Raw genomic sequence first — 13421 nt, forward strand, 5'->3', positions numbered from 1 at the left:
ATTTCGCCGCTTCAAAATGGCGAAATTTGTGCCGGTCATAACCTCATTTCAGCATCTGAAAGTGAGAGGAATCAATTGGTTGGCATTCCACCGCTGGACTCATGTTTCAGCGAAATTTCACAGCCCGCCAGCGCATGTGTCTGGCGATGACGTTCCAGATGAGCTTGCCAGTTGTCTTAAAGTCAACGACAAAGGGGCCCAGTGAATGGCGCGATGCAATAATTTTGGTTCAGGATATGAAGTGGGATTTTCGTGAAGGCAGTAATTTTGGCAGGGGGCTTGGGAACCCGGCTTTCTGAGGAAACCGAAATAAAGCCGAAGCCGCTTGTCGAGATTGGCGGGAAGCCAATCCTCTGGCATGTGATGAAAATCTATGCTGCTGCGGGATTTTCAGATTTTGTGATCTGCTGCGGTTACAAGAGCCATTTGATCAAGTCCTATTTCGTCAATTACTTCACTGAAAACTACGATATCACTGTCCATCTCGGTGAGAACAAGATCGATTTCCACGGCGATGCAAGCGAACGCTGGAGTGTAACGCTGATCGATACCGGCCTTCATACGATGACCGGCGGGCGCATCAAACGCATTGCCGAATTCGTGCATGGCGAAACATTTTGCGTCACCTATGGCGATGGCGTCACCGATCTGGACGTCCGCAAGGTCGTGGAACATCATCGCAGGAGCGGACGCAAGGCGACTGTGACGGCAGTACCCTCGCCGGGACGCTTTGGCATTCTGGACATCGATCAAGGGAATATGGTTACCCGCTTTCATGAGAAGCCCGACAACGAAATGGGTTGGATCAACGGGGGCTTTTTCGTTCTCGAGCCTTCCGCGCTCGATTACATTGAGGGGGATGAGACCATATGGGAACGAGCGCCGCTGGAACGGCTCGCAGCAGACGGCGAACTCGCGGCTTTCCGTCATGGCGGTTTCTGGCGTCCGATGGATACGCTGCGCGACCAGAGGAACTCGAAACGATGTGGAATGCGGGAAAAGCACCCTGGAAGACATGGTAGCAGCATGAGGCGAATTCAAAGCTACACAAGCCAGACCGCCCGGGACTTCCTGACGATGCACGGATTCGGACGTCTTGCGCGCTTCGGGTTCGCCGGCATTCTGGCGACAATGTTATATCTGGTGCTCGTCTACGCGATCGTTACAGGCCTTGAAACCGACCCCATTACAGCCTCCGTCTTTGCCTATCTTTTGTCGTTGATCTTCTCTTATCTCATGCAGAGCCGCTTCACTTTCGGCGTGCGTGAAGACACGTTCGGGCAAGGATTGCGTTTCGTCATTACCTCGCTCGTCGGTCTAGCCATCTCTTACGTAGCGATGTCGTTTTCCGTGGAAGTGCTGAAGCTTCCTTATACCGTGGGTGCGGTTGGGGTCTGCATCCTGATCCCGCTTACCAACTATATCGTGTTCCAGCGTTGGGTGTTCGCGAACGCTCTACCTGCAGGAGAGGAAACGACAGGTTCCAAGGGAGCCGGAACCAAACCATGAAATCCGAACCACACACCGGCAAGGACAACATCACCCAAGAGCAGGTGGCAGAAGATTTCGACCGTCTGACGCAAACTTACGAAAGCGACATCAATGAGGCCATAGCCTTCGCCGGGATGGAACACTCATTCTTTATCGATGTGAAGCGTGCGCATCTTGTGAGGCTCGCGGCGAAGCAATTTGGCAATGTAGGCCAGCTTGACACGCTCGATCTTGGATGCGGCATCGGGGCCTATCATGCCGGCCTCGAGAACGTCTTCCACGAGTTGCACGGGATCGATGTTTCGGCTGCAAGCGTTGAAATGGCCGCACTTAAGCACCCGTTTGTGAACTATGAAAGTTTCGATGGCGCACGCTTGCCCTATGTTGACAACAGGTTTGACGTAATTTTCACGATCTGCGTAATGCATCATGTTCCGCCAGAGCAATGGGAAGGTTTCGTCGCAGAGATGAAGCGCGTTCTCAAGCCTTCCGGGCTTGCCCTCGTCTTCGAGCACAACCCCTACAATCCGGCGACGCAATATATCGTAAAGTCCTGTCCTATCGACAAAGACGCCGTCTTGCTGAATCCGGGAAGGTTGCGCAGGCTTTTGGTAACGCCGGCTTCAACGATGTCCGCACCCGCAGCATTCTTTCGGTGCCGCCAAAGGGCGCTTTCCTCACCGGGCTCGATTCTATTCTGGGAGCGCTTCCGTTCGGCGCGCAATATTATCTCAGTGCGACGAAGAGCTGAGACTATTGAAAGCCGCAACGCAATTCGAAGCAGTCGATTTCGATGGGTTTTGGCAGGCGGCTGCCCTGCCGATACCGGTCATGATCGTTGGTTGCGGGCGCTGGGGTCGCGTATGGGCCACGGTCCTGTCGGCAGCCAGAGGCGATGCCAGCGGCATAACCATGGTAGCGCGCCATAACTACACCGAAAGCCACGAATGGGCGCAAACGATCGGGCTATCAAAAATTACGGTTGTAGGCAGCATCGAAGCGGCGCTGGCACTCGAACCACGCTTTGAGGTGGCAATCATCGCGAGTCGGCCTCGTGATCATGCCCGCGATGCGCTTCAGGTGCTTACCGCAGGTCTTCACGTTCTTGTCGAAAAACCGATCGCCAGCAGCGCGTCTGATGCGGCATTGATCATGGAACAGGCCGTCCATGCCGACCGCCTTTTCGGTGTTTGCACGGAATTTGCCTTCTTGCCGGCCTTTCATCAGATTGCTTCCTTGATGAATGGGCAAGGATCTGCCGATTTCTCTGCCGTGCTCGAATGGACCGATCCCAACAATGAGGTCCGCCATGGGCTGAAGAAGGCGATACATGACGAAATCAGTGTCCTCGAAGACCTGCTACCGCACGCACTTTCGGTCTTCCGTATCTTGCAGCCGCACGCCCGTTTCACCTTGTCGGATCGATGGCTCTCGCAGGATGGCCGGCGACGTGGCGGCTTCGAATTGCGAGATCAGCAGGGGCGGACATATGGCCTGTCCTGCGACAGCGAAAGCGATTGCCGGCGCAGGCTTCTGCGAATCGAGGTGAACGGCGTGTGTGGGAGTGTGGATTTCTCGAGCCACCCGCCGAAATTGGTTGTCGCCAGCCAAATGATTGAACCCTTGCCGGACACGCTTGCGATGACCTCAACGCTAAGGCTCGCATTCGGGGCTTTCGCTGCGGAATTGAAGGGGTTGATTTCGGCAAGCCCGTTAACAACTGGATTGGACGAACTTATCGCGATACATGCAGGGCTGGAGAATCCAGCCGAATGAGGCGCTATATGCTCTTGTCGCGCATGACAGGTCTTTTATTTGGGAGCGTTGGCGCCACGGCGGCCACCGAGGAATAGGATGAACATGCAACAGGACGATACGATCCGCATCACCAGATGCGAGGTTTGCGGGAATTCGGATCTCACGGACGTTCTCGATTTGGGAAAACATCCGCTTTGCGACGACCTCGTCCCGGTAGGCGACAGCCGGGTCACAGTTGAATATCCGATTTCCATCGCCTATTGCGCAACTTGCAAGACCGCTCATCAAAGATACCAGGTTCCAAAGCGGACATTATTCCCTGAAACCTATCATTATCGCGCCCGCCACACTGCGGATGTGCTGAACGGGATGCGCCAGCTCGTAGAAGCATGCCAACGCCAATGCGGTGATCTTGAGGGACTGAAAGTCCTCGATATCGGATGCAACGACGGCAGTTTGTTGTCTATCTTTGCCGAAAAGGGCGCACATACGTTCGGTATAGAGCCAACCGGTGCAGCTGCGGATGCAAAGGCTGCCGGTCATGTGACCTATCAGGATTATCTCAACCCTGTACTGGCCGAACAGTTTGTTCAGGAGCACGGACAGCCCGACATCATCACCTTCACAAATGTGTTCGCACATATCGAAGATTTGTCAGCCGTACTCGGATCAGTCGGGACGATGATGTCCCCCAAGACGCTTCTGGTGATTGAGAACCATTATCTGGGTGCAGTATTGGAGCGACACCAGTTCGATACGTTTTATCATGAGCACCCGCGCACCTACAGCCTGACTTCCTTTAAATTTATTGCGGATTCGCTGGGTGCCAACGTCGTCCTATGCGAATTTCCAGCTCGCTATGGTGGGAATATCCGCGTGATGATGCAAGCTGGATCGAGTTCGGTTTCCCCGGACCTGAGCCAGTATCTGGCACGGGAGGAGGATTTTGGCCAAGGCCTGATCGACTTGGCCCGCCGCATCCCGTTATGGCAGGAAGCCAAGCGCAATGAACTGGAAAAACTCGTCGCCGAATATGGTCCATTACCCGGCAAGGCATTCCCGGGGCGCGCCGCGATTCTTGTCAAACTTCTCGATCTCGACGAGAAAATGGTTTCGGCGGTTTACGAGAAACCCGGCTCCATGAAAATCGGCCACTATATTCCTGGCACGCGTATACAAATTCGATCGGACAACGAGTTCGTTGATCGACCAGACAAAGAGGCTCCTCTTCTCAATCTGGCTTGGCATATCTCGACAGAAATCCAAAACTACATGAGAAAAAGCGGATTCGACGGCCTTATCGTCGATATTTTAACTCAAGAAGAGATAGATCGTCTGGAATGAGTCCGCACGTTCACCCAGTTGCGCGGCAAAGCTCTGCCACCCGATGCGGACCTGCTGCGCGTGCCAATTGTTTGACCCGACCTTGATGAGATGGCGATGAAAACACTCATTTCGATCATCATTCCGGTATTCAACGAAGAAGACAATGTTCAGAAAACCTACGAGGCATTGAAGCAAGTTACGACTGAACTGGACGAATATGAATTCGAGTTCATCTTCACCGATAACCGTTCGACAGATTCCACATTTGGAAAACTTTGCGATATCGCACAGGTGGATTCGTCAGTCCGGGTGGTTCGCTTTGTCCGCAATTTCGGTTTTCAGAAATCCTTGTTGACCGGCTATCGATTGGCCAGGGAGCCGCCGCGATCCAGATCGACGCCGATCTTCAGGATCCACCCGCATTATTCGGCGCGTTCTTGCAACAATGGCGTGAAGGCTACGATGTAGTCGTCGGCGTACGTCGGCAGCGGCGTGAGAACCGGTTGCTGCACCAGGCTCGAAAAACCTACTATCGGCTCATAGCCAGGCTTGACGGCCCCCACCTCATACCCGACGCGGGCGACTTCCGCCTGATTGATCGATCGGTGATCGAAAAGCTGCGGCGTATTCACGAGCCGCATATCTATTTGCGTGGGCTGATCTCGTCGCTGGCGAGACGCCAGATCGGAATTCCCTTTGATCGTGCTGAACGGCTGCACAATGAAAGCAAGTTCCGTTTCAGTGCCCTCGTGCGTCTGGCTATGCAAGGCATTCTCGCACATTCGAGCCTTCCATTGCGGATCGCTTTCTATGTCGGCGTAGCGATCGCCTTCGCTGCAATGGCTCTCGCGGCCTTCTACATCGGATACCAGTTCCTGCATCCTGGCGCGATCCCAAAGGGCTTCACCACCACACAGATCCTTATCCTGTTCGGGATTGGCCTCAATAGCCTTTTCCTGGGTATAATCGGCATCTATGTCGGACGGATTTATGACCAGATACGTACCCGCCCGCTGACAATTATTTCGGACGCAATCAATTTCGACAGGCCGATTGAGAAGATCGAGGGAGATCTCACTATGCCTCGGCGCCTGGATTGACCGGAATTGAGCCCCCTAATCATGTAAGTTCGGCAAGTCACCAAGGTTCTTATATCGATGTCTTATCGCGGTGTTCGCACATTCGTTACCGGTCATACAGGCTTCAAGGGCAGTTGGTTATGCGCTTGGCTGAAAAGAAAAGGCGCCCTTGTCAGTGGGCTTGCGCTACCTCCAGAGACGTCTCCCAATCTATTTGACAGCGCCAATATTGCCGATGGGATGGAATCGGAATTTGGCGATATCCGTGACTTCGACACAGTCCGAAAACATCTGCAAGCAGCATCTCCGGAGATCGTTTTTCACCTAGCCGCCCAGCCGCTGGTTCGCCGGTCCTACCGCGACCCGGTTGGAACATTTGCATCGAACGTGATGGGAACAGCCCACGTGCTGGAAGCAATCCGCCAGTGCCCTTCGGTGCGCGCGGTGGTGGTCGTGACGACGGACAAGGTTTACCGAAACAAAGAGTGGGCATGGGGCTATAGAGAGACGGACCGGCTTGGCGGAAAAGACCCGTACAGTGCCAGCAAGGCTTGTGCTGAGTTGATAGCCGACTGCTATGCCCAAACCATGCTGCCAATGTCCGGCTCGCTAAAAATGGCCACCGTTCGCGGGGGCAACGTCATAGGCGGGGGGACTGGTCAGAAGATCGTCTGGTTCCCGATATCATTCGCACTGGCGATGCCGGTCAGGTTGTTGTGTTGAGGAACCCGAACTCCATCCGCCCCTGGCAGCACGTTCTGGAATTGGTGCACGCATATCTGCATATCGGGGAGCGGTTGCTCGCCGGCGATGACGTTGCTGTCGGCGCATGGAACGTAGGGCCGGAACCGGGCAACGAAGTCACTGTCGAAACTTTGGTGCGCGCCCTCCTCACGGACCTGAACAAATCCGACAACTCGATCGAAGTGCAATCCTCCGAACTTAAAGAGGCGAATTTCCTACGCCTCGATATTTCCAGGATACGCCAGCTGCTACATTGGAATCCGGTACTGGATTTTTCAACCACTGTGGCGTGGACCGCCGACTGGTATCGTCGCCGTGGCGCGGGGGAAGACGCAGCCGATCTCGTGGAGGAACAGATCGCCAGCTACGCCGCGCGGCGCGGCAAGGAAACTTAGCGCCGTTTCATGTAGATCAGGCGACCGCCAGGCGCTGCTTCATTGATTGAACCACAAATAGCCTTCTACTTTTGCAGATACACACTGGCACTCGCACCATTAACTGTCGCATGCGAAGCAGGTGTGGTTTCAAAAACTCGCTGTTGATCGGAGCCTTCGTTGTGGAAATGAAGGCATAGCGACGACCCGCATATCTTCCGGATGAGTGCATTCTGTACGCCTCATAGGCAGTGGCAATTTCCGGCAAGTGTGCGGCGATCGCCTTGCTTTGCACGGAGCGATCATCCGTGCACGGATACCAATAGTCGCAGATATTGAAGAAGAATGCGGAAAAATAGCCGTTGCGCGCTTGGGCCTCTTTTTTCAGGATGTCTGCGACCTTCTCCTTGGACAATCCGCGCAGCCGCCAATATTCAAACAACGCTTCCCCATGCCGTGTCAGCTGAAATCCCGCATTCGCCAAGCTGGGAATCCAATCGAGAACGACATCGGTATAATCGATAAGGAAATCACGCCCGCCATCCAGACGCACAGCCAAAGCTGGCGCCAGTCCCGGTTCGTCGAGCACCAATGTCCATCCGTCGAGTTTGTTGGGGGCAGCGTCAATTGCCCTGGCCATGGCAAGTGTATCCATATTGAGCGGAAACCAGAGTGAGGTCGCCCGCTGCAAGCTTGCAAAGGCAACCAGTAAGAGCAGGATCACCGGGACGAAAGCCCACCGCAGATAACGTTCCAACGTTGCCCCGTTGGCAGCCGGTGCCAACCTCGACACCATTATCCCTAGGCCCATCATCAACGCCGGATGGTTGACATATCGCTCCCAATCGCGCGTGCTGATCATCATCCCCGTCAACAATTGCTGATTCATGAGCGCGATCGGGAGACCAGCGAAGCCCATCGCGAGCCAGAGCATACGATCCGCGCCTCTCCGTTTCCACAAGAGCGCGCCAATGATGCAAACGAGAACGAGCCCGCCAAAGACCGCAACCGATATGCTCGGAAGACGGCTGGCGAAAACCCTCGAACCTTCAGCGTCGAGGCCGATATAGGCGGTCACTATGGTACCAAGCGACAGCCCGCAAAAAACCACTAGCAAAGCGGCTGTTCTAAATGAGCGGCAGACCAGCAGCACAAGTGCCGCGAAAATTTCGACCATCAGAAGGGGCAGGCTTACCAGGGAATATGAAAGCGTCAGCAGGACCTGCATGACGGCGAAAGCCAGCCAGGTCGCCAACTTCGTTTCCCGCTGGCTGCGGCGCACAATGTCCACAAGCAGTCCGGCGAATAAAAACGCCACCACATATACGACCTGCGGCTCAGGCGAGCGAAGAATAGCGGGATAGGACGTTTCGATCGGCGGCACCAGGTTGGGCCCAAGCAAACCGATGATCGTCTTGAAATGCTCCAGGGAGATCAACTTGCTGAGATAGGAGGCGCTGTTGCCCAGGCTGAACAAATCGGTCGAGAACATCAAAAGCAGCGACAAAAGCACACGAAAGGCAGAACTGGCAAAGAGACGCGAGGCAAAGAAATAGCCTGAAAGGAAGATAAGCGGCGGGAAGACGAGATCGAAACCGACAAGGGTCGCCGACGGAGAACCGCCGGTGATGAATAGCAGCGACCGGGCGATGTCATCGGAAAGTGTGCGATCGAGACGCGCCGCGCTCAATCCATTGGAAAGCAGGATATAGGTGTCTTCATCGTAGGCATTCTTGAACCAGGCAGGCTCTCCGACGGAGAAGGAGAACAAAAGGTGCTGCCAGGCTCCAAAAACGAGCATCAAAAGAGCGACGAAGATGACGGGAAAAAGCTTTCGATGCTTTTCGTTCATTCGCGCCGTCCCCAAGCCCCATATCGTCGGATGATTTCTCCGGCGTCTCGGACATCCGTTCCCAGGTGACGCGATTTGATCCAGGTCACGATAACGCCGAGCATTGCAAATGCTTCTCTAACACGCGTTGTTTATTTCGGCGAGTGAATTTGAATGGAGGCGATCTGCGTCGCGCCATGCCCCCACACACAGCCCTGCTGCTATGACATTTATATCGATCCCTTCCACGCTCCACCCGAAAAGCGGAGGGAATTATCTCTGCTTAAATCAACCAAACAAGATGCGGCCAACACTCTTCTGATATTCGCATATGTCTGTCTCAAATGTTCTGATGATGGACAGCGTCTGACGACAGTACCTGCGGGACAGATTTGAGGATGTGCTTCCATCAGGGATTTTTGCACTTCACCGACTGTTCCATATTCTTGGCTTTCAGGTACCGGTCGACAATTTTCACTCATCCACCGCTTCCTCCCTCGCGACTCGGGCTTCTTGCCAGTCGTGATAATTCTGCTTGGAACCTCTTACCTTCCACTCTGTCCGTCCGTTGCTATTTCGGTCAAGCACGGTAGCGGCGGCCGCCGAAGGACTGGAGAAGGGATAGGGCTTAACAAAGGTCATCATGTCGTCGCTAAGAGGGCCAAGGATACCCTCGGTGATCAGCTTTTGCTTCAATGCCGCATAGTTTTGCTGGACAAAGCCCGTGTTGATTAAGGCCTGAGAGCCTTCGAGCACGATAAATTCACCGTCCTCCTCGACTGCTTCGGCTTGCACACCCGTCTTGTGGCGCATCTCGAAATGCACGTCATCAGACGTTCGTTGCTCAATAGGCGTACGGGTCTGGCTCGCTGCGCGGGGCTGAGGCTTGAGCATCTCAAGCCCAATGACGGGGAGGATAATTTTCAAATTGACTAGGAACTGCTCCATATTGGCGCGGTCCGCTTCAGGTAGACGACGGCGCAGGCTGGCAGGATTTGTACTGTTATCGAGCGCTGCGCGGCCTGCTTCGTCGGCCATCTCAATCAGCCGTGCTTCGAGATATTCGGCATGGCCTTTGGATAAGTCATCGTCGCTGGTGGTGACCGTTATAGCCGTCTCCCAGAATTCGCGCTGGACAGCGCTTTGCTTGATCCGCTCACGCACGGAATTGGCCGAACCAATATATACACGCGTTGTGCCCTGCCGTTCGGGGTCTGGGCCTGCAAGAATGTAGACGCCGGTTCGATCTACTTCGGCCCGCGTCGCAAGAGACGCAAATGTCGAGTCTGTTGCTACGAAGATCAAGCCGGTCCAGCCATGGATCGTAGCTTTGCGCAAACCGGTGGGTGTGCCATCGACAAGAAAAAGTTGGATCGTCCGACCGAAGACTTCAGGCGTCATCATTCATCAACTCCGACAATTTCTGAGGATTCACCAGTGGCCGCCTCGATCCGCACACTGCAGAGCGTAATTGATCAAGGATCGCAGTTGCAACGTATTCCGGCACGTTTAGCGTTTCGCCGGTTTCGCTGCTTTCATCACGAAACCATGAAGCGTCCGGATATTCGTCGCGCCCTGCGACAGGGTCACGTGTAATGATCATGGAACGAAACAAGGCGCATGGCACAAAATATTGACCAGATGCCAACACGATGGGAAAGTTGAGTGATGTATGGATGCTCGTGCGTGGTCAGCACGATTGCGAGATTTTCACTGTTTGCACAGAACGCCAAAAACCCGTTCATTCCTATGGACGGCTCGAGAGTTGGCAACAAAAGGAAAACGTGGGGAAAGAAATAGGCTTCACGAAAATATTAAGCTATTTCAGTTAGTTAAATGACTAAATGGTGGAGCCAATCGGAATCGAACCGACGACCTCTTGAATGCCATTCAAGCGCTCTCCCAACTGAGCTATGGCCCCACATCCGGCAGTCGACCGGCACCGTTTCCGGCGAAGAGATCAAGCACGGATTGCCCCGAGCCCGTTAGTATTGGCGGCTTCTACCCCCGCCTTCAATCAATATCAAGCCTTCGTCATCCGCTTTTATCGCCCGGCTACGCAAAACTGTACCCGGTGGCGATATTTGAAAGATCAACTGTCGTCGTCGTCGTCACCAACAGCGATCATATCGGACACGTCATCATCGTCCTCTTCGTCATCGGCTAGGAACGTATCATCGTCGTCGTCATCACCGAGATCGACATCATCATCGTCGTCAGTGTCTGGTTTATCCTTGCCTTTGGCCTCCTCGTCGGCGTCTTCAAGAGATACGACTTCGACTTCCTCCTCCGCTTCTTTTTCGACGACTTCTTCCTCGTCATCGTCAAGCGAAAGCTTACCGCTTTCGAAATAGGAACGCGGATATGTCTTGCCTGTATACGGCGAGACAACAGGGTCCTTGTTCAGGTCGTAAAATTTCTGACCCGTTTCCGGGTCGATGCGTTTTGTGCCAAGTTCGGATTTCGCCACGGCAAACCTCTTTTGGAAAAGTTTGGTCCCCTTAACCGCAGTTTGCGGCAGTGTCAAAGCTAAAAACGGGTGTTTCCACGCTATGTATTTGTATTGCCCGGGTCTAGGGATGACCATTGCAGCCTGGCATGATACGAGACCGCCGCCACATGGCAAAAAGCCGATCCTGCGGCTTTTTATGCACGAGGATTATTATGTCACAAGCAGTCGCCCCTAAGCCGGCCATAGCCACCAGATCAGGTGCACTGTCAGGAACCGCGCATGTACCAGGCGATAAATCGATTTCGCACAGGGCCTTCATGTTTGGTGGTCTGGCGTCGGGCGAGACGCGCATTACAGGCTTGTTGGAAGGTGAAGACGTCTTGCGCACGGGGCAAGCCATGAAAGCAATGGGCGCGCATATTGAAAAACGCGCCGACGAATGGGTGATCCGCGGCACCGGCAATGGTGCTTTGCTAGAGCCGCAATCGCCGCTCGATTTTGGCAATGCAGGCACCGGCTCGCGACTCACCATGGGTCTCGTCGGTACCTATGACATGGAAACAACTTTTATTGGGGATGCCTCGCTATCGGGCCGACCCATGGGTCGCGTGCTTGATCCACTCAGGCAGATGGGAGTGCAGGTGCTGAAGGCAAGCCCCGGTGATCGTATGCCGATCACGCTGCGGGGGCCCAAGCATGCAGCCCCCATCAGCTACCGCGTGCCGATGGCCTCTGCTCAGGTGAAATCCGCGGTACTGCTTGCGGGATTGAACATTGCAGGTGTCACGACGGTCATCGAACCGGTGATGACCAGAGATCACACCGAAAAAATGCTGGTTGGCTTTGGTGCCCAACTACAGGTCGAAGTCGATGAGCGTGGCGTACGCCATATCTTTATCGAAGGGCAAGGCAAACTGACCGGCCAGACAATTGCCGTGCCGGGCGACCCCTCTTCGGCCAGCTTTCCGCTGGTGGCCGCACTTATCGTGCCGGGGTCGGATATCATCATTGAAAATGTGCTGATGAACCCGACCCGTACCGGCTTGCTGCTCACCTTGCAGGAAATGGGCGGCCAGATCGAAATCCTGGCTCCCCGCAATGCCGGGGGAGAAGACGTCGCAGATTTGCGTGTCCGCTACTCGGAACTCAAGGGTGTGGTGGTTCCGCCCGAACGCGCACCGTCGATGATTGATGAGTATCCAGTGCTGGCCGTTGCCGCATCTTTTGCCGAGGGCGAAACATTGATGCAGGGGCTGGAGGAATTGCGCGTCAAGGAATCTGACCGGCTGGCAGCGGTCGCAAATGGACTGATCCTCAATGGGGTCGATTGCAACGAGACCGAAACCACTCTGTCGGTGCGCGGCGTACCTGGCGGCAAAGGGCTTGGCGCGCGCTCCAGAGGCGTTGTGGTGGAAACCCATCTCGATCATCGTATTGCCATGAGCTTCCTTGTCATGGGCCTGGCGAGCGAAAAGCCGGTGACCATCGACGACAGCACCATGATCTCTACAAGCTTTCCCGAATTCATGGGATTGATGGCAGGGCTTGGCGCGGAGATCGAGACGGTGGAACCGAGTTGATTGCACTTATCATCGCCATTGACGGCCCGGCAGGCGCGGGCAAGGGCACGCTGGCCAGGCGGCTGGCAGATTATTTCCACCTGCCGCATCTGGATACCGGCCTGACCTATCGTGCTGTCGCGCATGTGCTTTTGACCAAAGGCTGGCCGTTGGGCGACGAACTGCACGCCATTGAGGCTGCTCAGCGTGTTGAGCTTGGCGGGCTGGACAAGGCAACGCTGTCCGCTCATGCGGTGGGCGAGGCGGCGTCGCGGATCGCGGTCATTCCTCGGGTGCGGGCCATTCTCGTCGACAAACAGCGCGCCTTCGCCCGGCAGGCATCAGGTGCCGTCCTCGATGGTCGTGACATCGGCACGGTGGTCTGTCCGAATGCGAACGTAAAACTCTATGTAACGGCGAGCGCTGCGGTGCGGGCGGGGCGGCGTCTGGCCGAAATCGAAGCGAATGGGGGTAGCGGCGATTTCGCGACGATTCTTGCCGACATTGCACGCCGCGATGAGCGCGATATGGGCAGGGCGGACTCGCCGCTAAGGCCGGCACCAGATGCGCACTTGCTAGATACGAGTGAAATGGATATAGAAACCGCGTTTCTTGCGGCCAAGGCGATAGTAGATCGCGCCCTTGCCAAGAGAGACGAAGCCTAGGCTTGATAAACAGCGTTCGCGTCGAATTGTCGGCAGCAACGCAAAATGTCATACTGGGTTTTAAAACCGCCTGCCTGCATTCATCATGCGTCGGAATTGCCGCCAGAAGCGGCCAAGGCTTTAGAGCCTGGAGTGCCGGCAG

Annotated in this window: 14 protein-coding genes, 1 tRNA gene and 1 pseudogene; 11 read left to right on the forward strand and 5 right to left on the reverse strand. The window is 55.0% G+C overall.

Annotated elements, in window-relative coordinates:
• The first annotated feature begins 252 nt into the window (after nucleotides 1–252).
• The 9 genes and pseudogenes from rfbF (at nucleotide 253) to AC0L7S_RS06340 (ending at nucleotide 6793) form a co-directional block, all read left to right on the forward strand.
• Entirely contained in the window at nucleotides 253–1509 is a 1257-nt protein-coding gene (gene rfbF, locus AC0L7S_RS06300) for a glucose-1-phosphate cytidylyltransferase (protein WP_473473569.1), read from the forward strand.
• Nucleotides 1506–2420, forward strand: coding sequence for a class I SAM-dependent methyltransferase (locus AC0L7S_RS06305; RefSeq protein ID WP_473473570.1), 915 nt, complete (start codon nucleotides 1506–1508; stop codon nucleotides 2418–2420). Before rfbF ends, AC0L7S_RS06305 begins: the two co-directional genes overlap by 4 nt.
• Nucleotides 2323–3267, forward strand: a complete 945-nt coding sequence (locus tag AC0L7S_RS06310) for a Gfo/Idh/MocA family protein (RefSeq protein WP_473473571.1) — start codon at nucleotides 2323–2325, stop codon at nucleotides 3265–3267. The genes AC0L7S_RS06305 and AC0L7S_RS06310 overlap by 98 nt, the downstream gene beginning before the upstream one ends.
• An 84-nt stretch (nucleotides 3268–3351) precedes the next feature.
• A pseudogene (locus AC0L7S_RS06315) lies at nucleotides 3352–3555 on the forward strand (class I SAM-dependent methyltransferase); the annotation flags it as partial.
• 51 nt (nucleotides 3556–3606) lie between these two features.
• On the forward strand, nucleotides 3607–4593 hold the full coding sequence (locus AC0L7S_RS06320) for a class I SAM-dependent methyltransferase (RefSeq protein WP_473474198.1): 987 nt from the start codon (nucleotides 3607–3609) through the stop codon (nucleotides 4591–4593).
• Between the two features lie 96 nt (nucleotides 4594–4689).
• Complete coding sequence (locus AC0L7S_RS06325; RefSeq protein ID WP_473473572.1) at nucleotides 4690–5043, forward strand: glycosyltransferase; 354 nt, start codon at nucleotides 4690–4692, stop codon at nucleotides 5041–5043.
• Nucleotides 5013–5675 carry a hypothetical protein gene (locus AC0L7S_RS06330; protein ID WP_473473573.1) on the forward strand — a complete coding sequence of 221 codons (663 nt, stop codon included), beginning with the start codon at nucleotides 5013–5015 and terminating at the stop codon, nucleotides 5673–5675. Before AC0L7S_RS06325 ends, AC0L7S_RS06330 begins: the two co-directional genes overlap by 31 nt.
• Nucleotides 5676–5732: 57 nt before the next feature.
• Nucleotides 5733–6377 carry a CDP-glucose 4,6-dehydratase gene (gene rfbG, locus AC0L7S_RS06335; RefSeq protein ID WP_473473574.1) on the forward strand — a complete coding sequence of 215 codons (645 nt, stop codon included), beginning with the start codon at nucleotides 5733–5735 and terminating at the stop codon, nucleotides 6375–6377.
• Nucleotides 6374–6793: a CDP-glucose 4,6-dehydratase gene (locus AC0L7S_RS06340; protein ID WP_473473575.1), complete on the forward strand. Its 420-nt coding sequence runs from the start codon at nucleotides 6374–6376 to the stop codon at nucleotides 6791–6793. The genes rfbG and AC0L7S_RS06340 overlap by 4 nt, the downstream gene beginning before the upstream one ends.
• Before the next feature lie 16 nt (nucleotides 6794–6809).
• On the opposite strand, the gene AC0L7S_RS06345 is transcribed toward AC0L7S_RS06340, so the two are convergent.
• The 5 genes from AC0L7S_RS06345 to AC0L7S_RS06365 all read right to left on the reverse strand — a co-directional run bounded on the left by AC0L7S_RS06345 (nucleotide 6810) and on the right by AC0L7S_RS06365 (nucleotide 11073).
• Nucleotides 6810–8624 carry a hypothetical protein gene (locus tag AC0L7S_RS06345; protein WP_473473576.1) on the reverse strand — a complete coding sequence of 605 codons (1815 nt, stop codon included), beginning with the start codon at nucleotides 8622–8624 and terminating at the stop codon, nucleotides 6810–6812.
• Between the two features lie 453 nt (nucleotides 8625–9077).
• On the reverse strand, nucleotides 9078–10007 hold the full coding sequence (locus tag AC0L7S_RS06350) for a GIY-YIG nuclease family protein (RefSeq protein ID WP_473473577.1): 930 nt from the start codon (nucleotides 10005–10007) through the stop codon (nucleotides 9078–9080).
• Entirely contained in the window at nucleotides 9994–10206 is a 213-nt protein-coding gene (locus AC0L7S_RS06355; protein ID WP_473473578.1) for a hypothetical protein, read from the reverse strand. The genes AC0L7S_RS06350 and AC0L7S_RS06355 overlap by 14 nt, the downstream gene beginning before the upstream one ends.
• A 242-nt stretch (nucleotides 10207–10448) precedes the next feature.
• Nucleotides 10449–10524: transfer RNA gene (locus AC0L7S_RS06360), tRNA-Ala, on the reverse strand.
• A 171-nt stretch (nucleotides 10525–10695) separates the two neighbouring features.
• Nucleotides 10696–11073, reverse strand: a complete 378-nt coding sequence (locus AC0L7S_RS06365; protein ID WP_473473579.1) for a TIGR02300 family protein — start codon at nucleotides 11071–11073, stop codon at nucleotides 10696–10698.
• A gap of 194 nt (nucleotides 11074–11267) precedes the next feature.
• Here AC0L7S_RS06365 and aroA point away from each other — a divergent pair, with 194 nt between their 5' ends.
• On the forward strand, nucleotides 11268–12635 hold the full coding sequence (gene aroA / locus AC0L7S_RS06370; protein ID WP_473473580.1) for a 3-phosphoshikimate 1-carboxyvinyltransferase: 1368 nt from the start codon (nucleotides 11268–11270) through the stop codon (nucleotides 12633–12635).
• Entirely contained in the window at nucleotides 12635–13279 is a 645-nt protein-coding gene (gene cmk / locus AC0L7S_RS06375) for a (d)CMP kinase (RefSeq protein WP_473474199.1), read from the forward strand. Before aroA ends, cmk begins: the two co-directional genes overlap by 1 nt.
• The last annotated feature ends 142 nt before the right edge of the window (nucleotides 13280–13421 follow it).

The organism is Mesorhizobium sp. G2-6-1 (assembly GCF_055809095.1).